The sequence below is a fragment of the Leisingera aquaemixtae genome (assembly GCF_001458395.1).
In the GTDB taxonomy this organism is placed as follows: domain Bacteria; phylum Pseudomonadota; class Alphaproteobacteria; order Rhodobacterales; family Rhodobacteraceae; genus Leisingera; species Leisingera aquaemixtae.
Genome location: NZ_CYSR01000021.1, coordinates 202,971 through 225,686, shown reverse-complemented (window position 1 = coordinate 225,686; position 22,716 = coordinate 202,971). Strand labels below are relative to the sequence as shown.

Below are 22,716 nucleotides of genomic sequence, written 5' to 3'. Positions count from 1 at the left end.
GAACAAAGGCAGGCAATGCGAATGAAATTCCCGGCGAGTGTGTTTAAGGCTTTTGTGTTTGCCGGCGGCGTGGCCGCCACGGCGCTGATGCCGCTTCAGGCGGCTGCGGACAACCTGTCCGACGCCATGATCGGCGCCTATAAGACCAGCGGTCTGCTGGAGCAGAACCGGGCGCTGCTGCGGGCCGCGGACGAAGACGTCGCGATTGCCCTGTCCCGGCTGCGCCCGCTGGTCCAGTGGACGGTGAACGCGGCCAACTCCTATAACGAGGTCAACTTCAATCAGACCCGCAACACCCTCTCCACCCAGCTGGAACTGACCCAGCTGCTGTATGATGGCGGCGCCACCCGCCTGGACCGGCTGGCGGCTCAGGAAATCGTGCTGGCCACCCGGCAGGCCCTGCTGAGCGTAGAGCAGACGGTGCTGTTCCAGGCGGTGCAGGCCTATGTCGGCGTCCTCCAGTCGCAGGAAAACGTGTCTCTGCGCCGCAACAACCTGCGTCTGCTGCAGGAGGAGCTGAAGGCCGCCCAGGACCGCTTTGAAGTGGGCGAAGTCACCCGCACGGATGTGGCGCTGGCCGAAAGCCGCGTCGCGGCGGCGCGGGCGAACCTGACGGATGCCGAGGGCACTTTGCTGACCGCCAGGGCGACCTACCAACAGATTGTGGGCCGGGCGCCGGGCGCCATTGCCGGCCAGCCGGCCTTGCCCCGCCAGCAGGTGTCGCTTGACGGCGCGCATAACGTCGCGCTCCGGAACCAGCCGGATCTGCTGTCGCAGCAGCACGTGGTCAAGGCGCGGGAGCATCAGGTCGCGTCTGCAACTGCGGGCCTGGGGCCGACCGTGAGCCTGCGGGCAAACGCCGGGGTGAGCGAGGACGTGCAGGACGGGCTGGGGGCCGCGAATTCTTCCAGCATCGGCATCACCATGTCTCAGGATCTTTACGCCGGCGGCCGCAATGCCGCCGTCCGCCGCCGGGCCATTGCCAACGCCGACGCAGAGCGCGGCGTGCTGATCAACACCCAGCGCGCCGTCCGGCAGGCGGTGAGCGAAGCCTACTTCAACGTCGAAACCGCGCGCGCCAGCCTGGTCTCCTCCGGGGAGCGGGTGCGTGCCTCCAAGGTCGCCTTTGACGGCATCCGCGAGGAAGCCACCCTGGGCGCCCGCACCACGCTCGACGTGCTGCAGGCAGAGCAGGAATACCTCGACGCCCAGACCGAGCAGGTGAACGCCCGCGCCAACCAGGCGATTGCGGCCTATCAGCTGCTGCAGGCGCAGGGCCTGCTGACCGCCGAGCACCTGGGCCTCGCGGTGGAGATTTACGACCCGACGCTTTATTACAATCTGGTCAAGGACGCGCCCGCCCACCGCAGCAAGCGCGGCAAGGATCTGGACCGGGTGCTCAAGGCCTTGGGGCGTAACTGATAATTCATCCTATCTGTTGTGCGGTGGCGGGAAGGCGGCTACACTTTCCAGCAAGAGGCAAGAGTGGTTTATAAAATGTCCGACCCAGTTACCCATGCTGAGATTGAAGATGTATTGTCCTCGATCCGCCGCCTGGTGAGCGAAGACAGCCGCGGCCAGCCCGCGGCGCCGGAACCGGCGGCCCGTCTGGTGCTGACGCCTGCGCTGCGGGTGAAGGATCCGCAAACCCGCAGCCCGGAAACGGCGGATCGCCCGGACACCCCGGGCGGCACACCGCAGCCGGATGAGGCGCCCGCGCAGGACGCTGAGCCTGCGCAGGACGCTGGCCGCACGGAAGAAGCGGCAGACGGAACCGCAGCGGACTCCTCTGTTTCCTTCCGCCACCGCGACACCCGTTTCGACTCCACTTCCGGCCCGGTTTCCGAGTCCGGTCCTGTTGTCTTGCGCCCCGCGCAGAAAAGCGAACCGGAGTCCGTTGCAGAGCCTGCGCAGCCCGGCGGCGCGGCGGCCCAGGCGCCCTGGGCCGACCCCGATGCCACGCTGTTTTCGGCCGCATCCGGCACCGCGCCGCAGGATACCCCGGCTGGGGGTCTGGCGGAGGATCTGGCGGGCGGCACAGCCGGCGCCCGCGCCGCCTCGGTGGTCCGCAAGATCGCCGAACTGGAGGCCCGCAGCTCTGGCGCGCGGGATCAGGCGCAGCAGCAGTGGGAGCCTGACAGCAAGACCGAAGCCCCCTTTGCCGCCACCTTGGTCGATACCATCGAATGGCGCGACGAACCGGCGCCTGTCCGCAGCAGCGCTCAGGCGGACTTCGGTGCTGATTCCAGCCCTGCGGAGGAGATCCTGGAGGCCGCCGGCGAACCAGCGGAAACCGCGGACGCTGACAGCGCGGCGGAACCGGTCATCGAGGCCGCCTTCACCGGCGCGGCCATGGATGCGCTGGCGGAGTCCGGCGACAGCTATCTCGACGAAGACGCCCTGCGCGATCTGGTCGCCAGCATTGTGCGTGAAGAGCTTCAGGGCCCCCTGGGCGAGCGCATCACCCGCAATGTGCGCAAGCTGGTCCGGCGCGAAATCCACCGCGCCCTGGCCGCGCATGACCTGCTCTAAGGCCTGACCGCAGGCGGCAAACCGCTGTTTGAAACAGGGTCCAGCAAGGCACGCCGAGGGCGTGCCTTTTCTGTTTGGCCAGCCCGGAGAAACAGGGAGAGGCGGACCGGCCGCCGCAGCCTTGCAACGCAGACCGTCACCACAGCCTTGAACTGCCGCCTTTCAATAAGGGGCTCCCGCCCGGCGCGCGGCTTTTGGAAAAAGCCGCTTGCCCGTTGGGCGTGGCGCCGCGCTATGCGCGGCGCCACGCCCAAGGCCGCGGACGGTTCTGGCGCCAGCCAGGGCAGGCCTGCGGGGGCGGGAGCGCCGCCGCAACCGGCGGGGTCAGAGCGTGACGGGCTGCGCCAGCGCCAGCAGCTGGTCCAGATCCATGTAGCGCTCCAGATGACCGGCCAGCGCGTCCAGCGTCTCCTCGACGCAGTCCTCATAGCCCGCCTGGCTCTCATGCCCCAAGGCCCCGAGCACGCTGGCGCGGAAGGGGTCCGAGGAAAACAGCCCGTGCAGGTAGGAGCCTTTGACGCGCCCGTCGGCAGAGGCCGCGCCTTCGGGGCGCCCGCCGATGCTCAGCCAGGCGCGGGCGCAGTCGGCGCCAGTGGTGCGGCCCATGTGGATCTCATAACCGCTTACCGCCAGGTTGCCGTCGCGGGTCACTGCCTCGGTCAGCGTCACCCGCTTTTCGCCTGCCATCACCGTGTGCACGTCCAACAGGCCCAGCCCCTCGACCCTGCCGGGCCGCCCGTCGACGCCCTCGGGGTCGTCAATGGTCTGCCCGAGCATCTGGTAGCCGCCGCACAAGCCCAGCACATGGCCGCCGCGGCGGTGGTGCGCCAGGATGTCGATGTCCCAGCCTTGGCGGCGGAGATAGGCGAGATCGCCGATGGTCGACTTGCTGCCGGGCAGGATCACCAGATCCGCATCGCCGGGCAGGGCGCGGCCCGGCGGCACGATCTCCACCGTCACCGCAGGCTCCGCTGCCAGCGGGTCCAGGTCGTCAAAATTCGCCATCCGCTCCAGTTGCGGCACCACCACCTTGCAGGCACCGCCCTTGTGCGAGGCGATGTCCATCATGTCCTCGGCCGGCAGTTTCCAAGCATCCCAGAACCACGGCACCACGCCCAAGCTGGGCCAGCCGGTGCGCGCGGCAATATCGTCCCGCCCGCCGTCAAACAGGCTGAGGTCGCCGCGGAACCGGTTCACCAGGAAGCCCACGACCCGCTCCAGGTCCTGGCGTTCAAGCACCGCATGGGTGCCGACGATCTGCGCGATCACCCCGCCGCGGTGGATGTCGCCGGCGATCACCACCGGCACCTCAGCCGCGCAGGCAAAGCCCATGTTGGCAATGTCGTTCTTGCGCAGGTTGGTCTCGGCCGGCGAGCCCGCGCCCTCGATCAGCACCAGATCCGCGTCCGCCGCCAGCCGCCGGTAGCTCTCCAGCGCCGCCTCCAAGAGGCCCGATTTATCGCGCAGGAACGAGCCCGCGCCTTGGCTGCCGCGGCGCTTGCCCTGCACGATCAGCTGGGCGCCGGTATCGGTCTCGGGCTTCAACAGCACCGGGTTCATGTCGGTATGCGGCGGACGCATGGCGGCCCGCGCCTGCAGCGCCTGCGCACGGCCGATCTCGCCGCCCTCGGGCGTGACGGCGGCGTTGTTGGACATGTTCTGCGGCTTGAACGGCGCCACCCTCAGCCCGCGCCGCACATAGGCGCGCGCCAGCCCCGCCACCAGCAAAGACTTGCCGACATTGCTGCCGGTGCCCTGGATCATGATCGAACGCGCCCGTGTCATCCCGCTGCCATCTCCCTGCCTGCGCCCCGCATTTCACGGGCCTGCATAGCAGGTTAGACGCTGCCGTCCATAACGGCTGCGCCGGAACCGTCGGCACGCTGCCCCGGGGCGACCGGTTGACGTTGGGGAAATTCGCGCAGGCAAAAGAAAAACGCGCCCCGAAGGGCGCGCTTTTCAGCAATGCTGGCAGCAGCCTTTAGGCGGCTTCAGCCTGTGCGGCATTGCGGCGCTCGCTTTCCTCGCGCGACAGCGCGACCGAGGTCCGTACCCCGCGGCCGACGAAGTCCATCAGGCCTTCGACCACCCGTTCGTTGGGGTCGATACCGGCGCAGGACAGCACTTCGCGGCCATCGCGCGAGCGCGCCCAGCGGGCGATTTGTTCCGGGCCATTGCCGTATTTCTTGTCGTCGGCGATGGCATCATCCAATGCGGCCAGGACCACGGCAGCAAACAGTTTGCGGGCGCGGTTGCCTTGCTCGTTGTTATAAGCGGTGCCGTCTACGAAATCTCGCATCTCGTATCCCTTGTTGTTCTTGCTATTGCAATTTTCGGCGTAGCGCTGCTTATGGCGGAATTGTGACGATTCGGATAGGGCGCAGATGCATAGCTTTCATGCAAATTGCGCATACCTTTTTCACCGATTCCACACCACATCCTTGTCTTGCCAGCGCCAAGCCCGCCAGATATAGGGGCTGGTAAGAATTCATCAACCATCTGAAAGGCATTTTTCCATGCCCAAGATCAACGGCAATGAAATCCGCCCCGGCAACGTCCTGGAACATAATGGCGGCCTTTGGGCAGCGGTGAAGGTCGATCACGTCAAACCCGGCAAGGGCGGCGCCTTTGCCCAGGTCGAGATGCGCAACCTGCGCAACGGCTCCAAACTGAACGAGCGGTTCCGCTCCGCCGATAAGGTCGAGAAGGTGCGTCTGGAGCAGAAAGACCAGCAGTTCCTCTATGAGAGCGACGGCATGCTGGTGTTCATGGACGCCGAAACCTACGAGCAGATCGAACTGCCGGCAGAGCTTCTGGGCGACCGCCGCCCGTTCCTGCAGGACGGCATGACCATCGTGGTGGAATTCCACGAGTCCGAGGCGCTGAACGCGACCCTGCCGCAGAAAGTCACCTGCAAGATCGTCGAGACCGAGCCGGTCGTCAAAGGCCAGACCGCGGCAAACTCCTTCAAGCCCGCGATCCTGGAGAACGGCGTCAAGGTGATGGTGCCGCCGTTTGTCGGCCAGGACGAGATGATCGTGGTCAACACCGAGACCATGGAGTATTCCGAGCGCGCCTGATCCAGGCCGCGTCCCGGACGTGAGAAAGCCGCCCTCCCTCGGTGACGCATTCCGTGTGGTGGGACACTGGCCGGAGCTATCTTAAACCTACTGTGAAAAACAGACATCGCTGCGCCCCTCACAGGGGCGCAGTTTTTTATAAATCATCACATGGGCTTATGATCGGCGTTTGCGGAAGAGGCTCCGGTCCCGAAACTTTAGGCTGCTTCGCCTGGTTGCTGCTCTCCGCTGCAAGTCGTAGATTTTTGGTGTGATCGAACGAAGCCCTTGCATTTGAGAGATACTTACCGATCATCGGCGCGTTATGCTTTCAATCCTCGATCCTTTCGATCTTTTGAACAGTCGGATCGTAACGATAGAGATGCATGGTTCCATCCTGGATCAGCTTGACCGCTTCAGCCACATGTTCGGGAAGGACATAAAACCACTCCCGAGGGAAGACCTTTTTTCCAAAGCGGTCTGTTATGGTCAGGCCAGAAGGACGGGCAGCATCAAAGAACCTGTGAAGCAGATCTTCGATCTTCATTCTGGAAAGATTTCGCAGTTCGTAGGTTGCAACGATATCTACATCGGCAAGTAGAAAGGTTGCATCATTGCGCGCGTCTGCCACTCGGCGTCGAACGTCCTGAGACGTTACACCGATCTTGTGCAGGATGTGACGAACCTCTTTTATTTCAGGGCGCTCAGACTTGCTGCGCGCCACATAAATGGTGCCGGTCAGCTCCAAAGCGTCCTCTTCCCATTCAGGGTCGAGAGGGCCAAGGCCTGGCCTGTGAATATAGCGGGCTGTTTTATCTGCCGCGAGGGCTTTGCGCAGAGAGGAGACAAGGGGGTCATTTTCCATGCCGTTGGAAAAGATTATCCTGAGGCGTTGATCTGGCTTCCCTCCGCGGCGGGTGTGTTCAGTCTTTTCGGCTATGTAGGCAAGCAACCCGCGATGAATGATAAAGTCACCCTCGTTGATCCGCAGTTCTTGCCGGTCTTCAATGGGGCTGACATCACGTTCGCCAGTTTCCAGTTTGGCTTGCATGTCGATAAAGCCCTGCTCGAATAGTTGGAAATCAGAACAGGGGAACATGTCCGCACGGTGACTTGGCTGCTCCCTCTCTGCCGCCGGCGTGACATGCCTTAGACCGATTACAGCTTCAGGAAAATCTTCGTCGTCTTCCGCGAAGATATCGTCGAGGCTGGATGGCACAGCCTCATCTTCAGGTTCATCTCGCCAAGACGGCTCCTGAGGCACCTCAGTGGTTTCTTTCTCAAAAGCAAATTCGCTTACAGGAACTCCATACCCCAAAAGCCGGTTTTTGTCTGCTGCGAGCATAGCCTCTGTAGGCATGCCACGAATGGATTGCCAAATCGTCCCCAGTTTCATTTCTTCGATGGTCTGCCCACCTTCATCCGGCAGGCGACCATGGGCTTCATAGAATGCATTTACTTCAGCGACGATTTCCGCATTTCGATCATCGGGCGTCGAGGAAGCAGGCCTTCTGGGCTTCACATTTTTCAGAAGGCCGAGCTCATCTTCCTCGTCAAAGATTTCATCGAGTGACCTGTATCTCGCCATGTTTCCTACCTCAAACCGCCGCGGCGCGGAGGCGTTCCGCTTTCTTTGCGCGAACATAGGCATGCGCCTCTGCAAGCCGCTTCTCAAGCGGATCTTCCGAATGCGGATTGGGTGCACGCCCCTCTTGCTTTGTGAAGCGCTTAATGCGAGGCCACAGGACAAGAGCCTCGTCTTCAGACATTTGAATGCGTTGCGCGACCATTGCGCTCTGAATGTTCTTTAGCAGCGGCGCATCAAAGGCACGGGATGCGACGTCAAACCCTTCGCGAAAAGGGTTGATCGAGTCGATCAGGTCAATGTCCAACTCGCGCACATTGATGAAGCGCTTCACCATGTTGAGAAGCGAATGGTTAGGTCCATCACCGTCCTCTTCATTTTTCCCATTGAACGCCTCGGCCTGGTCGTTGAACCCGGGATTATCTTCGTGACGTTTCGCCATTCCAATCAGGTTCATCCGAGCGGCCAGATCCTGACGGATCGCTTCAGTTTCCTCGGCGGTCAGATTCTCGTAGCTTTTCTCGACAATTTCGGTCAGCACCAACTGTGTCGCCACTTCGGGGGCCACATCATCGGCAACCACGCGCCGGTCCATGGCTTGGCAGGCCTTGGCGACCAGATCCTGCATGTCATCCTCGACGATCGCCCGAGCCCGCGGCGTGGGCGGCTCCAGAAGCCCGCCGATACCAATGTTAACGCGGCCTTCCTTGTCAACATGCACCGGTTCCCGGATATCGCCGTCCTCTCTCCGGTAGAAGCGGAAGTTGGGCGCCAGCACTTGCTCCATTAGCAGAGCACCTGAGATCGCCTTGAGCATATCGTTCACAGCGTCCGCAACAACGGTGGTTTCCACGCCGGGCTCAGCGACAAGGTTTGTGAATTGGGCGTGGAATTTTCCAGGCGCATCACGAGTGGCTCGGCCCACGATTTGCACGATCTCGGTCAGGCTGTTTCGGTATCCGATGGTCAAGGCGTGTTCGCACCAGACCCAGTCGAAACCTTCTTTCGCCATGCCAAGCGCCACGATCAAATCAACCTTGGCCCGGTCAGCGGCATCGTCGCGTTTGCCGTCCTCTCCCTGGATCTCAGCTTGCAGGGCAGCTTTGACGCCGTCCCTCTCTGGGCCGTCGTCGACCAGATCGGCGATTTTCAGAACACGCCCATCCTCCCGTCGCACCAGGTCGAAGCCGGTTTCCGGATCGTGGCCGATATGTTCACCGATGGCGTCATAGATCTTTCCAACTTCATCGTGCTTTTCGCCAAAGGCCTCGGCCGAGCCGCGATGCGGGATATGGATGATGGTCTTGAGATCGGTGTCCAGAACATCCTTGATCGCCGAGATGTAACGCCCCCGGTAGAAGGCGTAGGAAATCCCCAGAGACTTCAGGTGCTCATAGCCCTCGATCTGCTCGTAATAGGAATAGGTGATCGAGCGGAACCTGGCCTCATCCTCAGGGCGTAGGACCGGCACGCTGTCGCCACGGAAGTAGGAGCCGGTCATAGCCATGACATGCGCCTTTTCGCGGTTCAGAAGGCGGCGCAGGATTTCCCCCAGACGGTTGTCATCACTGGCCGCTACATGGTGGAATTCATCAATGGCTATCAGGCAGTCGTCAAACGCCTCGATGCCGCGTTTGGCGACGATCTCCTCGAAAGCAAAACGGAAGGTGGCATGGGTGCAGACGATCACTTCGTCTTCCGAACCCATGAAGTCCTCAAAGGTCTTCACCTTCTGGGCTTTGGCCTTACCTTCCTCGCCGGACAGGCAAAGGTTCCACCGTTCATTCACCACCCAGTCCCGATGAAAACCAAAACTGGTCAGGTCGGTTGACTTGAATGATCCGCCGATCGAGGTTTCCGGCACCGCGACGATGGCCTTCTTCACCCCTTGGTTTTCCAACTTGTCGAGTGCCACGAACATCAGCGCGCGGGATTTGCCGGCAGCAGGTGGCGCTTTCAGTAGAATGAATTGCGCGGCGCGGGCCTCGTAAACGCGGGCCTGCATTTCACGCATTCCCAGCGCGTTTGAGCGCGGCCCGCCCTTGGAGCCATAGGTCATTTTGATGAGATCGACCATCAGGCAGCTCCCTTCTTCGGTTCTGATTTCAGCTTCTCGACGCGGGCGGCATAGAGTTTGAACAGTTTTTCCAAGCGCTCGGTGTCATTGCGGAAGGGGCGGCCGATATACATGCTTTCCAGAAGCTCATCGTTCTGACGATGCACTTCGCGCAGGTCATCTGGCATCTTGTCAGGGTCGTAGAGCTCAGCGATGGTCTTGGGGTGATGCATGTAGCGCGTCTTCAGGATCATCCGCGCCGAGGCGTCGAACTGCTCCAGCTGGCCTGGGGTAAACCGAGGCACTGGGAAGGTGTTCCAGCCCAGGGTGTTGGAATAGCGGAAATCCGATTTCAGCTTGCCGCAGACGGTGCCGATCCAGACCAGATGCAGGCGGGAGGCAATCAGCGCAAGGCACCATTCCGGGGCGTCGTAGAGGGCGAAATTGAGGTTGGAAGGAATAACATCCGCCCCGACCATATCCACCGGCAGGTATGGGCGACGCTCCGAAGTCACGCTGGGAACCAGGATTGATGATTTACCAGGCCGCACCCGGATTTCATCAAATTCAAACGGCCGCAGGGCCATGTCGCGGGTGCGTGCCTTGGCGCTGGCCAGCCTAAACTGACGCACGGCCTCGATACGCCTGCCAATCGGTTTAATCCAGGCTGCGTCGTCCGCTTGGCTTTGTTCGATCCATAGGCAATATCGGGTGAATCCCCGCACGATTTCTTGCGAACCTGCAAACTTATATAGAAACTGCGCGGCATCCGGATTCTCCGCCAACAGGTCGTCGCGTTCCTCCTGTGTTAGGATCAGGCCGCCGCCGTCTGTTGGCTGGTTTCCCTTGCACATGAATGGAAGGTCGAAAAGGCTTTTGCGTTCTGTTTCCACATAGGTTTCGGGCCCATTCACCAGATAGGCGTTGATGCGATCGCTGGGTGTTTCTACACCATCCGAGAACAGCCGTTTGAGTGCCGTTGATTTTGGCTGAAGCCCCACAATCGAACAGATGACAGCAGCATTAGATGACGCGTTGTTGCGCCATTTGAAATCTTTGTGGGCAAAGCCGATTTCCAGGTCACTCCCCAAAACATGCGGCCACAGTGCGGCGACAGAATAGCCTTGGCAAACAGAGTTGGTCGCCACCAGAGCGGCCTTGCACCTCCGCCCGCGAATGAACGCTGCGGCCTTGTAAAACCATGCCGCGACAAAATCGAAGGCCGCAAAACTTTTAATCTTGCCGGTAAACACGTTGGCAAGATCGACCTTCTGTTCTTTTGACTGATAGTTGGACCCTAAAAACGGCGGGTTGCCCGCAATATACACTTCTTCTTCGCCCTTCGGCGGAGGGCAAACCGTCTGCCAGTCCACCCGCAGAGCGTTTGCGCAAACGATATGGCCGCCGTCGCGCAAGGGCAGCGTTTCGGTCGCGGCCCCGAACATCTCAGACATTTCAGCGTTGGCCTGGTATTCGGCAATGAACAGGGCAAGTTTTGCGGTTTCGGCACCGAAATCAGTGATTTCGATCCCATGGAAGCTCGACAGGCTGAGGGTCGAACTCAACTTCATCAGGGATTGCCCGGTCAAATCCACCAGGCGCTTCATCACCTTCATTTCCCGCTCACGCAGTTGCCGGTAAGCAACCACCAGGAAGTTACCCGACCCACAGGCCGGATCAAAAACCCGGATGCGACCGAGCCGGGTCAGTAGCTTTTCCAGCGAATTGGGCCGGTCCCAGGCTTTCTCGATGGCGGCATCCAAATCGTCCAGGAAAAGTGGACCCAGCACTTTCAGGATGTTCGGCACAGAGGTGTAGTGCATCCCCAACTCGCTGCGCCGCTTTGCGTCAGCAATCGACTGGATCATGGAGCCGAAGATGTCGGGGTTGATCTTGCGCCAATCCTCACCCGCCGCATCCAGCAGGTAGCCCCAGGCGATGGGATCGAAAACAGGGCAATCCGGCTGACCCGAGAACAATCCGCCGTTGACGTATTCCAGCTCCTGCGTCCAGGCAGGAAGATGGGCGCGGCCGTCCTTTGGCAGGTTCATCGCAGCGAAGGCATCGCGGATCACCAGGTGTGCCTCGACGCCTTTTTCGCCGGAATGGTTGACGATTAGCCGGCTGAACTGATCCTTTGGGAAAATCCCAACATCCTCGGCGAAGAGGCAGAAGATCATCCGGGTCATGAACTGGTTGAGGTCATGGCGCCGATCTTCAGTTGCCCAGTCGGGGTTCTTTTTGATCAGTGCGTCGTAGAGTTTGGCCAGCTTGCCGGTGGCCTTGATGTCGACCTCGTTTTCTTCCGCGGCCTTGAACCGTGTCATGCCCGCGGCGGGCAGGAAGAAGCCAAAATGGTGGTGAAGGTCGACGAAGGAGCAGCGCAGTGTATCGCCCGATGCAGGATGTCGCGCGACCACATCCTGGCCGTCGGTTGCAATCAAAATCTCCGGCTTGTGTTGGATGGTTTTCTTGTCCGAAAGCAGCAGCTCCATGGCTGCATCTGCCTGACCAAGCTCCGCCGGAATGTAATAAAAACGGCGGTTCATCAGGACCGCGCCTGAGATCTTCGATTTATTCAGAGTTCGCTTGCCCGGGCGGAGCCTGGACACTGTAGCTTTTGCATTGCCCGTGGCGGCGGCGAAGTCATAGCCAAACTCGGCCGGATCAAATGGCGCTGTTGAAATAGCCTCGAGGGCGTCGGAAATCTCGGTGGGGTTCATGCTTTACTCGGCGGGTTGTTCCCAAAACAGTTAGGAAAAGCCTCTTTACGATGGAAATCCAGATTCAAATCAACCTAACCTTGCGCGCGTGGGGAAGCCAAGGCATTCCCATCAGTTGCACGCATTTCCTCTTCGTCAGTCCGCCTGGGACTGTCGTCTCTTGCCGCGAGACCGCTCGAAGCGGGCACCGAGCTTGGTCCCCATGTAGAGCCACGGACGATACAGCACTCGATAGAGGTCAGGGGGCACCTCGGAGCCATCCTTCTTCTTGGTGAAGGCATCCATGCCATGCCGCATGGCCGGCGTCTTCTTGGCAGGCACCCGCCTTGGTTTTGGAGGGAGGTCGACGAATTCATCCGTCCCAGGTATCGGCATCGCCCTCTGTATCATCACCGGCGGGTCGATCAGGTCGTCAATCTCTGCATATGGGCACGCATAGCTGCGCTCCTCGAAGAAGTTGTAGTGGACCCGGTAGATGTTGAGGATTGAAACCAGGATCTTCGGATTGAAGATTGCCCCTTGAATGTAGGTTCCGCCAACGCGTGCGCCACCGCTGCCGGCCCGGTCCGCAACGCTGAGGCGCGTGCGCAGTGAATTCATGAAGCTGCTAACGGGTTGAAAGGTCGCCTTGTAAACCAGCGGCGCCAATTCTCTCCGCAGGTCGGCATCGAGCTGTTCCTGGTCGAATGGAACCTGCTTGAGGGTTTGGCGGAGCGGGCGGGGCACGATTGGAAATCCAACCACCTTGCCGATCTCACCGCTTGCCTCAGTTGGCGACTTCACCCACAGGCCCGGAAAGCTTCTGATTTTATAGTTGGATATCTGAAACGGCGACGAAGTGCCCCGAAGGGCTGTTGAGAGGCCGCTGGCGATAAACGCTTCTGTGATCGCTTGCTCGTCCGTGTCCGGATCAAACCGGCCGTTATATAATCCTTTGTCGCGGAACTTCTTCCGTGCGCGGCGATAGCCGTTGACCAGCCTCTGTCTTTCCGGCTTTGTCGCCTTCTTATTGAATGACATCGCAAGCCAGGTGAAGCGGTTCTCGCGGATCTCCTGGTCGAATATATGAGGCAGCAGAGGTGGAAGTGTTGCCTCCTGTTCCGTCGTCAGGACTATTGAGCCGTAAGGCAGCATCTCCTTCAGCAGGATGAAGTGCGCCCCCTTCGTGTAAGTGTCCCGGGTGGTGACGCCCTTGAACGATCCCCGTTCATCGGTGTCATCGAAGGGGAACCCAAACCAACCTTCGGAGATCTCGCGGATCTTGGCGATCATGCCGTCGGTGCGGTCCATGATCTCTTTGCGTTCGTCCTGCTGATCCTTCGTCCTCTTTGGCATCCGCCGCTTGGCACATATCTGGAACGCTCGGATCTCGTTCACGCAGGCCCCAAAGAACTGGCTTTCATGAAACCGGCCAGTTGGGCGCTGCCATGAAAACTTCGGCGCCGATGCGACCTTACTCCCGGGGTATTCTTGCGAGAGGTTTTGAGGCTGCCCTTCTTCGTCCAGATAAGTCGAGTTGAAAACATCAAGGGGTGCAGCCCTGGGATCGAAATCAACATCGAGCCGATACACGTAACCGCTACGTGCATCGGCAGTGACCGCGCAGTTCAACTGGGTATTCCGCCGGTCTGCCGCGGTTTCCCAGTTCACTGTCAGAACCATGTCATCATGGCTGAGGCGATGTTCGATCAACTCGCCGCTCTTTTCGATCTTTGCCTTCCAGCGGCGCAGCATCTCGCGCTCGTAGGCAAGGTATACCTCCTCGAACCAGGCGATGCGATCGTAGATGCGGGACATGCCGATGCTTTTGCCGGTCGCAATGCTTAGGGTTCTCTGAATGTCAATGATACCTGCGCTGTTCAGGACTGCACCGAGGATGCGAAGGTTGTCCGCGGTGTTCTTTTGCCCGGCATGAGGCAAGGACACAGAAAAGCGCGCGCCTTTCTTGCCCTTGCACGGTTTGTGCACCACCCGAATGGATTTTGGAGCGGCGTTTCTTTTGGCAGGCTTGCCATCCCGGTCCTTTGTTCTTTCATGAGCGCCATTCAGTGCAAACTCGTCAGGTTTGTCGAGAAGACGCACCCCGCAAGCGCCGCACGAAGGTCCGTCGAGGACGCCATTGTAGTTCCGCAACCGGTCGACCTCTTCCGCCAGATGGGCCGGGGAGAGGATTGAGAAACCTGATTTGCATGGTGAGCCATCCCGTGTCTGACCGAGGCACCGAATGGTCCGCTGATCTGACCACTCGTGAGGATTGCCATCGAACTGGAATGCGCTGGAAACGCGAAGATGCTTCGCCTTGGAGCCAGCCAGTTTGTAAGCGCCAGGACCATTGGTCTCATAGAGCTTGAGCTGTTCTGGAGTGAGGTCCGGCCGCTTTGATCGCCAGAGTTCCCGCCGCGCCGCGCGCTCCGTCATTGGATGACCGAAGTTGGAGCAGTCCGGATTGCCGCAGGTGTTGAGCTTGTGCTCGCCTGAGCCTGGGTAAAGCTGCGAGAGTTTGAAGTTGAATGTAGCCAAGCCTGCCATCGGAACCTCAGATCTTCGCGGTTCCGCCTCGAGTCGTTTTTTCCGATCAGAAAGCAGAAACCACGCGCAATTTGGAGTGGTCACGGAAGAAAATCCGTGGATTCCGCACCACTGCGAACATCAAGCTTGTGACCGAGGGATATTGGCTCTATTTTGAAAATCAGAAGCGAAAATGTTTGGTTCGATCAAACTTTTTTTCGCATCGAGTGACCGCTTGCGGCGCCCGAGAAAATTTTCTCGGGATTTTCGCGTTTTTACACCAGCATCTGCACGTCATTTTTCCATTCAAAAACAAAACCCTGCCGCGACTTGCGCGACAGGGTTTGTTGTAAGCGTGTCCCACCACACGGAATGCGTCACTCCCTCGGGGGCGGCTTTTTCCGTTTCCGCGCGGCGCCTAAGGCGGTTCTGAAAATTCTTGGCAGACGTTTTCAGAAAACCTGTGCGCCGGCGGATGGATCACCCCGCAGGCAGCGCCAGGCTGAAGCCGCATTCGTCCATCATCTTGCCATAGGCGGCGGTGAAGCCGCTGAGCGAGGCCTCATAAACCATGTCGTTCCCCGCCCAGATCTCCACCCAGCGGCCCTGTTTCATCGCTTGCAGCATCGGCACATGGTCCTGAAACCGCAGCACGCTTTCGGCCTCCGCCAGGCCTTCCTCATTGATCCTTGAATTGATCCCTGCCGCGATCGAGAACGTCCGGTCGAAGTCAAAGATGAAATCCACCGTGCCGCCCTGCTGCATCATGGTCGGGTAATGGCGCGCCGCATATTCCTGCACCTGGGCCATCGGATAGGCTGCGGGCGGGCCGGCATCGCCGGAAAACACCTCCAGCGCCAGGATCGGATCGCCATCGCCGCCGGTCCAGGCGCGGCAGCTCAGATAGCTGTCCTGTTCCGTCACATGCGGCTCGGTGGCGACATGCCAGTCATTGTAATTCCAGTAATCCGCCAGCGCGGGGGAGGCCGCCAGCGCAGCCAGGCAGGCCCCGAATATCAGTCGCATGAAACACCCTTTTCGTTGATCACCCGCAGGTTTTGCCCGCGACCCTAGCGCAAGGATGTGAACAGAGGATTGTCAGACCCCCAGCGCCTCCAGCCGCGCCTCCACCATCCCCCGGTAGCCGGCGCCGAACAGCCGCAGGTGCACCAGCGCGGGCCACAGCTGATAGATGCGGCGGCGCTCGTCATACCCCGGCTCCAGCGCGCCATAGCTGTCATGAAACGCCGCAGGCGGTGTGCCGAACAGGTGCAGCATCGCCAGATCAACCTCGCCGTGCCCGTGATAACAGGCCGGGTCGATCAGATAGGCGCCAGCGCCGCTGAACAGCACATTTCCGGTCCACAGATCGCCATGCAGCAGGGCGGCAGGCGGCGCGGCGGGCAGCAAGTCCGGCAGCCGCTTGCACAGCGCCTCAATCCGCAGCCGCAGATTGCGGGGCAGGGCGTCCGGGGCGGCCAGCAGGCGGCGGCTGGCCCAGAACGCCGGCCAGTCCGGCAGCGGCGCATTGGGGATTTTCACCGCGCCAAAGGCATAGTCCTCCGCCCAGCCGTACTGCCGGCCTGTCATCGAATGCAGCTGCCGCAGCGCACCACCCAAGGCCTGCCAGCCCGCCGTGCTGGCCGCGGTCTCCTCCAGCGCCTCCATCAGCAGCACAGGACCGGCAACGCCCAGCACCTCCGGCGCAGGCACGCCCGCGGCCCGGATCGCGCGCAGCATCGCCGCCTCCGCCGCAACCTGCGGCCCGGTCTTGGCCACCACCCGGCGGCCGTCGCTTAAAGACAGAAGCTGCACCTCCGACAGGTCGCCGCCATGCAGCGGCCGGGCGCCTGCAACTTCCGCGCCCAGCAGGGCCAGAACCGTCTGGTTCAGCCCGCTCACTCCGGCCAGGTGACGCGGGCGTCCCCGGCCTGCATCTCCCCCTTGGCGCGGTCAAACCGCAGGTAGGCAATGCCCTTGCCGCCCGATTGGGTGAACAGCGTGCCAGCCGGCTTGCCCCCGGCGGTGATCTCCGTCCCCACCGGCGCCGCGCCCTCGACCTCAACCGTGCGGAACCCCTTGCGCAGCTCGGTCTTATGCTTCATCCGCGCGGTCACCTCCTGGCCGACATAGCAGCCCTTGCGGAAGTCCACCCCGTTCAAAGCCTCAAACCCCGCCTCCAGGATATAGCTCTCCGGCCCCAACTCGACCCCGGTTTCCGGGATGCAATGGGCCACCCGGATCGCGTCCCAGTCGCTGCCGTCATCGCCGCCTTCAAGCCCATAGAGCCGCCAGCCCATCGCCGGGTGGCGCGGATCCTGCAGCGCCCCGTCCGGGGCCGCCCCGGTGCCGCGCTTGACCTGCAGCTCCGTCATCTCCACCTGCACATCGGCGCGCAGCCGGTACATGTTCAACCGCTTCAGCAAGCCCTCGGCCAGCGCGGCGTCCACGTCCAGCAGGACCGCATCGCCATCGCCCGCCAGAAAGAAATCCGCGATGTACTTGCCCTGCGGCGTCAAAAGCGCGGCATAGACCAAGCCGTCTTCCAGCCGGTCGACGTTATTGGTGACAAGCCCTTGCAGGAAGCTCTTGGCGTCGCTGCCGCTCAGGCGCAGGATACGGCGGTCGCTCATGTGTTTTCTCCTGTGTGCCTCTGGGGGCGTTTCGCTGCTTGGCCCAGTGATATAGGAAGCAGGGCGGAAGAAAACAGCAAATCCGCCCAGGAGGCCCTCATGCCCGCGCCGGTCAGTATCGTGATCCCGACCCTCAACGCCGCGGAGGAGCTGCCCGCCTGCCTGGAGCATCTGATGGAGGGGCTGGGCGCCGGGCTGATCCGCGAGCTGATCATCACCGACGGCGGCTCCGCCGACGAGACCCGCGCCATCGCCCAGGCCGCAGGTGCCGAGTGGATCAGCGGCGCGCCCTCGCGCGGCGGCCAGCTGCGCCGGGGCTGCGCAGCGGCCAGGGGCGATTGGCTGCTGGTGCTGCACGCCGACACCCGCCTGGAGCCGGGCTGGGCCGCAGCAGTGGCGCAGCATGTGCAGGAGGGGCAGGGGCATCCCGCCTATTTCCGGCTGCGCTTCCGGGCGCGCGGGCTGCTGCCCGCCTGGGTCGCCGGCTGGGCCAACTTCCGCGCGCGCCTGTTCGGGCTGCCCTACGGCGACCAGGGTTTGCTGATCCGCCGCGAGGAATATGAGGCCGCGGGCGGCTACCCCGACCAGCCGCTGATGGAGGATGTGGCGCTGGTGCGCCGCCTTGAGGGGCTGACCGCCTTGCCCTCAGCGGCGCTGACCAGTGCGGCGCGCTATCAGCGGGCCGGCTGGCTGCGGCGCGGGACCCGGAACCTGTGGACGCTAGCGTGTTACTTTCTGGGGTGCGACACACACAAACTGGCGGCTTCTTACAGGAAATAGAAGAGAGGGCAGCGCCGGTCCGCGGGCGGAAGCGAAGCGCCCGCCCATGGGGGCGGACGGGCGCTGCCCGGCCTTTCGGCCGGGCGGAACAGTTCATCCTGACTACCCGAACACCTTGCGGGCAAAGCGGCGGAACCAGCGTTCCTTGCCGTTATGCGCCGCGCCCTCCGGCACCTGTTCTGCCTGGGCCGCGATGCTTGTGGTATCCACCAGCGTCTTACCGTCCTGAAACTGCAGCCGGTACAGATCGGCATAGATGCCGCCGCGGGCCAGCAGCTCGTCATGGCTGCCCTGGTCCACAACCCGGCCGCGGTCCATCACCACGATCTTGTCGGCGTTGCGGATGGTCGAGAGCCGATGCGCGATCACCAGAGTGGTGCGCCCGCCCGCCAGCTTGTCCAGCGCCTGCTGCACGACCTTCTCCGACTGGGCATCCAGGGCCGAGGTCGCCTCGTCCAGCAGCAAGACCGGCGTGTTGCGCAACAGCGCCCGTGCGATCACCACCCGCTGCCGCTGGCCGCCCGACAGGGCCGAGCCGCGCGGGCCGACCCGGGTTTCCAGGCCGTGCTCCAGCTTGGGCAGGAAATCCGCCACATGCGAGGCATCCAGCGCCGCCTGCAGCTCTTCGTCGCTGACATCAGTCCGCCCCAGCACGATGTTCTCGCGCAAGGTCTCGTCAAACAGCATCGCATCCTGCGTCACCACCGAAAACAGGCTGCGCAGGTCGGCGGTGTTCAGGTCCTGAACCTCGACCCCGCCGACGGTAACAGACCCCGTTTGCGGATCGACCATCCGCGTCAGCAGGTTGAAGATCGTCGACTTGCCCGCGCCGGAGGCCCCGACCAGCGCCGTGGTCTTGCCGGCCTCGGCCGCCAGGTTGAGCCCCTGCAGGATCCGGGCGTCGCCATAGGACAGGCCAACGCCCTCCAGCCGGATCTCCGGCAGCCCCTCTGGCGCCGGCTTCGGCGCGGCAGGCTCGCTCAGCAGGATCGGCGCGTCCAGCAGCTCCTTGATCCGCTCCAGGGCCGCCGCCGCGCCCTGCCACACGCCCGAGATATTGGCCAGCCGCCGCATCGGTTCAAACGACAGCCCGATCGAGGTGAAGAAGCTCATGAACTGGCCGACGCTCTTTTCCCCGGCGATGATCTCATTGCCGCCATAGAGCAGCACCGCCATGAAGCCGACGCCCGCCATGATGTCGGTCATCCCGGAAATCGAGGAGGTGCCAAAGGCCGCCTTCACCTCGGAGCGGACAAATTCGTCCTGGCGTTCGCCAAACCGGCGGGCCTGATACTCCTCCAGCCGGTTCAGCTTGACCGGCACGATGCCGTGGAAAATCTCGTCCAGCCGGGTCGCCAGATCGGCCCCCAGATCGCGCGCCCGCGACGCTTTCTTGCGCACGTAGCGCTGGATCGAGGCGATCGGCAGCAGCAGCACCGGCACCCCGATCAGCAGGATCAGCGTCCAGCGCCAGTCGATGCTGAAGGCCACGCCCAGCACCGCCACCAGCGCCACCAGATCGCGGCCCGCGCCGGTGATCACCGCCTGCCAGACCGCGTTGATCGCATTGACGTCCGACTGCACCCGCTGGATCAGCAGCCCCGGCGGGTGCTGCTGGTGAAACGCCGGGTCCTGGCGGATGAGGCGGGCCAGCATGTCCTTGCGCAGATGCGCGGCAGAGGTTTGCGACACCTTGCTCAGCAGCACTTTCTGGGTGACGCTGGACACGCCGCGCAGGGTGAAGATCGCCAGAAACGCCAGGCTGACCCAGACCAGCGCGTCGGAATTGCCCGCGACAAACACCAGGTCGAACATCGGCTGCATCATGTAGCCAAGCGCCCCCATGGTGGCGCCTTCCACCAGCATGAAGATCACGGCGACGCCCAGCAGCCCGATGTAATGGCGCAGGTATCCGCGCCACAGCCAGCCGAACAGCTCCTTCGAGGACTTGTGCGGTTTCTGGCTCATTGCAGCGCTTTCCGGCAGGAAATTCGTGTCATTGCGGGCCTTTCCCTGTCGTTCCAGCGCCATTTAAGCAGGTGGGCAGCAGGGCGCAAGCAATTCGCCGTGACGCAGCGCTCTGCGGAATTGACCCGGCGCGCCGTACGGCTAGTGTGGCAGGACAGATCAACCGCGGCGGGCAGGGGCGTCCTCCGCGCTGCAAGGAACACCAGAAATGAGCGGATCAGTGAACGTGTCGGCAGGCCGGTCTTACCTTGCCATCCCCGGGCCTTCGGTCATTCCGGACCAGGTGCTGCAGGCGATGCACCGGGCCTCTCCCAATATCTACGCGGGCGAGCTGGTGGAGATGACCGCCGCCCTGATTCCGGACCTGCGCCGGGTGGCGCGCACGCAGCACCAGGTTGCGATCTACATCTCCAACGGTCACGGCGCCTGGGAGGCCGCGCTGCAAAACACCTTGCAGCCGGGCGACAGGGTGCTGGTGCCCTCGTCGGGCCGCTTTGCCATCGGCTGGGCGGAAATGGCGCAAGGCCTGGGCATTGAGACCGAGATCCTGGACTTCGGCAATCACGCGCCCTGGGACATGGACCGGATCGCCGCGGCGCTGGCCGCCGACACCGGCCACCGCATCAAGGCGGTGCTGGGCGTGCATGTGGACACCTCCAGCTCGATCCGCAACGATGTCGCCGCCCTGCGCCGGGCGCTGGATGATGCGGGCCACCCGGCACTGCTGATGGCCGACTGCATCGCCTCGCTCGGCTGCGACCGGTTCGAGATGGACGGGTGGGGCGTGGACGTGATGGTCACCGCCTGCCAGAAGGGGCTGATGGTGCCTGCGGGCATGGGCTTTGTGTTCTTCAACGCCCGCGCCGCCGAGGCGCGCCGGGCGCTGCCGCGGATCAGCCGCTACTGGGACTGGGAGCCGCGCGCCAACCCGGAAGAGTTCTATCAGTATTTCGGCGGCACCGCGCCCACCCATCACCTTTACGGCCTGCGCGCCGCGCTGGACATGATCCACGCCGAGGGGATAGAGGCGGTCTGGGCCCGCCACGCCCGTCTGGCCCGCGCCATCTGGGCCGCTTGCGAGGCCTGGGGCCGGGACGGCCCGCTGAAGATGAACGTGCCGGACCGCGCCCTGCGCTCCCACGCGGTCACCGCGCTGCACATCGGATCGCCGCTGGGAACCGAGCTGCGGATGTGGCTGGAGCAGAATCTGGGCCTCACCCTTGGCATCGGCCTGGGCATGGCGCCGCCGCGCAGCCCGGAATGGCACGGCTTCTTCCGGCTTGGCCACATGGGCCACGTCAACGGCCATATGATCATGGGCCTTCTGGGCGGCATCGAAACCGGTCTCAAGGCGCTGGACATCCCGCACGGGGACGGCGCTCTGGAGGCCGCGGCAACCGCGCTCGCGGGCGTCTAGGCCTCCGCCCGGGCGCGGGCAAAAGGCGGCGTCACGCCTTTTGCGAATTCAGCCGGATGTCCAGCCTGGTGATGAAATGGTTGATCAGCACCGCCACCACCAGCACGGGAACCAGCCCGTACATCACCCAGATCACAAAGAAGATCCACATGAGGTTGATTCCGGTAAAAGTGATCGCGGCAGTGAAGAAATCCGGCATGCCGTCCGGCAGTTCGTGGTCACGCATGACTTATCTCCAGGTACTACTGTAAAATGGTAGTACAGGAGTGGTGAATGTCCGGTAAAACCGCCGCGATCCGGCGGCGGCCGGCAGGTTTCAGCCAGCCCCTCGCGCGGCCTCCAGCGCCCGTGGCAGCGCGGCGGCAAAGGCGGCCAGCTCCGCCTCCGGCCCGCAGCTCACGCGGATGCAGCGGTTCTGCGGCGCGGCAAAGGGCATCCGCACAAAGATCCCCTGATCCACCAGCGCGTCCAGCACCGCCTTGGCAAAGGCGCCGTCCCGGCCGCAGTCGATCGCCACGAAATTGGCGGCCGAGGGCAGGGCGCTGAGGCCGTTCTGCGCGGCAATCTCCGCAATCCGCGCCCGCGCGTCCGCGATCTGCGCCGTCACCTGCGCCAGCCACGCCTGATCCTGCAAGGCCGCCAGCGCGCCCGCCTGCGCCGCCCGGTTCATGCCGAAATGGTTGCGCACCTTGTTGAAGGCAGAGATCAGCTCCGGATGCCCCAGCGCATATCCCGCCCGCGCCCCGGCCATGCCGTAGGCCTTGGAAAACGTGCGCATCCGGATCACCCGCGCATCATCGGCGCTGATGGGGGCCGCGGTGCCCTCGGGCGCGCATTCCACATAGGCCTCGTCCAGCAGCAGCAAACAGCCCGCGGGCAGCGTGTCCAGCGCCGCGGCAATGTCTGCCCCCTTGTGCCAGCTGCCCATCGGGTTGTCGGGGTTGGCAAGATAGACGATCTTGGCGTCCGTCTCCGCCGCCTTGGCAAACAGCGCGCCGTAATCCTCGCGGTCGTCCTTGTAGGGCACCGTGTGAATCACCCCGCCAAAGCCAGACACATGGTAATTGAATGTGGGATAGGCCCCCAGCGAGGTCACCACCGCATCGCCCTGGCCGATCAGCAGCCGCACCAGGCAGCCAAGCAGGCCGTCGATGCCTTCGCCAACCATGATGTTGTCCGGCCGCACCCCGTGATGCGCCGCCAGCGCCTGGCGCAGGTCATGGTTCTCGGCATCGCCGTATTTCCAGATCTCCGCGGCGGCCTGCGCCATCGCCTCAACCGTCCTGGGCGAAGGGCCGAAGATGTTTTCATTCGCCCCCAGCCGCGCAGCAAAGGGCACGCCGCGCGCGCGCTCTTGGGTTTCGGGCCCGACAAAGGGCACGGTGGCGGGCAGGGAGAGGGCAAGCGGGGTGTAACGGGGGCCAGTCATGGCGGCAGATAACCCCAAGCGGCGGC

At 62.8% G+C, this 22,716-nt stretch carries 17 protein-coding genes; 5 read left to right on the top strand and 12 right to left on the bottom strand.

Annotation, left to right across the window (positions count from 1 at the left end):
• Positions 1-15: 15 nt before the first annotated feature.
• Together PHA8399_RS09600 and PHA8399_RS22710 are read left to right on the top strand one after the other, a co-directional pair.
• Entirely contained in the window at positions 16-1,422 is a 1,407-nt protein-coding gene (locus PHA8399_RS09600; protein ID WP_058285926.1) for a TolC family outer membrane protein, read from the top strand.
• A gap of 75 nt (positions 1,423-1,497) precedes the next feature.
• Positions 1,498-2,532: a hypothetical protein gene (locus PHA8399_RS22710; RefSeq protein ID WP_208856283.1), complete on the top strand. Its 1,035-nt coding sequence runs from the start codon at positions 1,498-1,500 to the stop codon at positions 2,530-2,532.
• Between the two features lie 324 nt (positions 2,533-2,856).
• Here the strand turns inward: PHA8399_RS22710 and PHA8399_RS09590 are convergent, their stop codons facing one another.
• The gene (locus PHA8399_RS09590; protein WP_058285924.1) at positions 2,857-4,317 is read right to left on the bottom strand and encodes a cobyric acid synthase; all 1,461 of its coding nucleotides are present in this window, start codon (positions 4,315-4,317) and stop codon (positions 2,857-2,859) included.
• A 196-nt stretch (positions 4,318-4,513) separates the two neighbouring features.
• On the bottom strand, positions 4,514-4,831 hold the full coding sequence (locus tag PHA8399_RS09585; protein ID WP_008556013.1) for a DUF6280 family protein: 318 nt from the start codon (positions 4,829-4,831) through the stop codon (positions 4,514-4,516).
• A gap of 217 nt (positions 4,832-5,048) precedes the next feature.
• On the opposite strand from PHA8399_RS09585, the gene efp reads away from it, so the two are divergent.
• Positions 5,049-5,612 carry an elongation factor P gene (gene efp / locus PHA8399_RS09580; protein WP_058285923.1) on the top strand — a complete coding sequence of 188 codons (564 nt, stop codon included), beginning with the start codon at positions 5,049-5,051 and terminating at the stop codon, positions 5,610-5,612.
• Between the two features lie 310 nt (positions 5,613-5,922).
• On the opposite strand, the gene PHA8399_RS09575 is transcribed toward efp, so the two are convergent.
• The 7 genes from PHA8399_RS09575 to ygfZ all read right to left on the bottom strand — a co-directional run bounded on the left by PHA8399_RS09575 (position 5,923) and on the right by ygfZ (position 17,096).
• Positions 5,923-7,179 carry a GIY-YIG nuclease family protein gene (locus PHA8399_RS09575; RefSeq protein WP_058286153.1) on the bottom strand — a complete coding sequence of 419 codons (1,257 nt, stop codon included), beginning with the start codon at positions 7,177-7,179 and terminating at the stop codon, positions 5,923-5,925.
• A gap of 10 nt (positions 7,180-7,189) precedes the next feature.
• Positions 7,190-9,253, bottom strand: coding sequence for a DEAD/DEAH box helicase (locus PHA8399_RS09570; protein ID WP_058285922.1), 2,064 nt, complete (start codon positions 9,251-9,253; stop codon positions 7,190-7,192).
• Positions 9,253-11,955, bottom strand: a complete 2,703-nt coding sequence (locus tag PHA8399_RS09565) for a class I SAM-dependent DNA methyltransferase (protein ID WP_058285921.1) — start codon at positions 11,953-11,955, stop codon at positions 9,253-9,255. The genes PHA8399_RS09570 and PHA8399_RS09565 overlap by 1 nt, the downstream gene beginning before the upstream one ends.
• Positions 11,956-12,090: 135 nt before the next feature.
• Positions 12,091-14,475 carry a hypothetical protein gene (locus PHA8399_RS09560; protein WP_145977016.1) on the bottom strand — a complete coding sequence of 795 codons (2,385 nt, stop codon included), beginning with the start codon at positions 14,473-14,475 and terminating at the stop codon, positions 12,091-12,093.
• 468 nt (positions 14,476-14,943) lie between these two features.
• On the bottom strand, positions 14,944-15,489 hold the full coding sequence (locus PHA8399_RS09555) for a hypothetical protein (RefSeq protein WP_058285919.1): 546 nt from the start codon (positions 15,487-15,489) through the stop codon (positions 14,944-14,946).
• Between the two features lie 72 nt (positions 15,490-15,561).
• The gene (locus tag PHA8399_RS09550; protein WP_058285918.1) at positions 15,562-16,365 is read right to left on the bottom strand and encodes a fructosamine kinase family protein; all 804 of its coding nucleotides are present in this window, start codon (positions 16,363-16,365) and stop codon (positions 15,562-15,564) included.
• Positions 16,362-17,096, bottom strand: a complete 735-nt coding sequence (ygfZ, locus tag PHA8399_RS09545) for a CAF17-like 4Fe-4S cluster assembly/insertion protein YgfZ (protein WP_058285917.1) — start codon at positions 17,094-17,096, stop codon at positions 16,362-16,364. The genes PHA8399_RS09550 and ygfZ overlap by 4 nt, the downstream gene beginning before the upstream one ends.
• Positions 17,097-17,195: 99 nt before the next feature.
• Here ygfZ and PHA8399_RS09540 point away from each other — a divergent pair, with 99 nt between their 5' ends.
• Positions 17,196-17,876 carry a TIGR04283 family arsenosugar biosynthesis glycosyltransferase gene (locus PHA8399_RS09540; RefSeq protein WP_058285916.1) on the top strand — a complete coding sequence of 227 codons (681 nt, stop codon included), beginning with the start codon at positions 17,196-17,198 and terminating at the stop codon, positions 17,874-17,876.
• A gap of 102 nt (positions 17,877-17,978) precedes the next feature.
• Here the strand turns inward: PHA8399_RS09540 and PHA8399_RS09535 are convergent, their stop codons facing one another.
• Complete coding sequence (locus PHA8399_RS09535) at positions 17,979-19,844, bottom strand: ABC transporter ATP-binding protein (RefSeq protein ID WP_058286152.1); 1,866 nt, start codon at positions 19,842-19,844, stop codon at positions 17,979-17,981.
• 208 nt (positions 19,845-20,052) lie between these two features.
• On the opposite strand from PHA8399_RS09535, the gene PHA8399_RS09530 reads away from it, so the two are divergent.
• Complete coding sequence (locus tag PHA8399_RS09530) at positions 20,053-21,261, top strand: pyridoxal-phosphate-dependent aminotransferase family protein (RefSeq protein WP_058285915.1); 1,209 nt, start codon at positions 20,053-20,055, stop codon at positions 21,259-21,261.
• Positions 21,262-21,292: 31 nt separating this feature from the next.
• On the opposite strand, the gene PHA8399_RS09525 is transcribed toward PHA8399_RS09530, so the two are convergent.
• The gene (locus tag PHA8399_RS09525; RefSeq protein ID WP_058285914.1) at positions 21,293-21,487 is read right to left on the bottom strand and encodes a hypothetical protein; all 195 of its coding nucleotides are present in this window, start codon (positions 21,485-21,487) and stop codon (positions 21,293-21,295) included.
• 90 nt (positions 21,488-21,577) lie between these two features.
• Positions 21,578-22,690 (bottom strand): pyridoxal phosphate-dependent aminotransferase, encoded by a 1,113-nt coding sequence (locus tag PHA8399_RS09520; protein ID WP_058285913.1) that lies wholly within the window; start codon positions 22,688-22,690, stop codon positions 21,578-21,580.
• Positions 22,691-22,716: the final 26 nt, after the last annotated feature.

Coding starts and splice junctions, on each gene's coding strand:
- PHA8399_RS09600 (WP_058285926.1), top strand. CDS start 16: ATGCGAATGAAATTCCCGGCGAGTGTGTTTAAGGCTTTTGTGTTTGCC.
- PHA8399_RS22710 (WP_208856283.1), top strand. CDS start 1,498: ATGTCCGACCCAGTTACCCATGCTGAGATTGAAGATGTATTGTCCTCG.
- PHA8399_RS09590 (WP_058285924.1), bottom strand. CDS start 4,317: ATGACACGGGCGCGTTCGATCATGATCCAGGGCACCGGCAGCAATGTC.
- PHA8399_RS09585 (WP_008556013.1), bottom strand. CDS start 4,831: ATGCGAGATTTCGTAGACGGCACCGCTTATAACAACGAGCAAGGCAAC.
- efp (WP_058285923.1), top strand. CDS start 5,049: ATGCCCAAGATCAACGGCAATGAAATCCGCCCCGGCAACGTCCTGGAA.
- PHA8399_RS09575 (WP_058286153.1), bottom strand. CDS start 7,179: ATGGCGAGATACAGGTCACTCGATGAAATCTTTGACGAGGAAGATGAG.
- PHA8399_RS09570 (WP_058285922.1), bottom strand. CDS start 9,253: ATGGTCGATCTCATCAAAATGACCTATGGCTCCAAGGGCGGGCCGCGC.
- PHA8399_RS09565 (WP_058285921.1), bottom strand. CDS start 11,955: ATGAACCCCACCGAGATTTCCGACGCCCTCGAGGCTATTTCAACAGCG.
- PHA8399_RS09555 (WP_058285919.1), bottom strand. CDS start 15,489: ATGCGACTGATATTCGGGGCCTGCCTGGCTGCGCTGGCGGCCTCCCCC.
- ygfZ (WP_058285917.1), bottom strand. CDS start 17,096: ATGAGCGACCGCCGTATCCTGCGCCTGAGCGGCAGCGACGCCAAGAGC.
- PHA8399_RS09540 (WP_058285916.1), top strand. CDS start 17,196: ATGCCCGCGCCGGTCAGTATCGTGATCCCGACCCTCAACGCCGCGGAG.
- PHA8399_RS09535 (WP_058286152.1), bottom strand. CDS start 19,844: ATGAGCCAGAAACCGCACAAGTCCTCGAAGGAGCTGTTCGGCTGGCTG.
- PHA8399_RS09530 (WP_058285915.1), top strand. CDS start 20,053: ATGAGCGGATCAGTGAACGTGTCGGCAGGCCGGTCTTACCTTGCCATC.
- PHA8399_RS09525 (WP_058285914.1), bottom strand. CDS start 21,487: ATGCGTGACCACGAACTGCCGGACGGCATGCCGGATTTCTTCACTGCC.
- PHA8399_RS09520 (WP_058285913.1), bottom strand. CDS start 22,690: ATGACTGGCCCCCGTTACACCCCGCTTGCCCTCTCCCTGCCCGCCACC.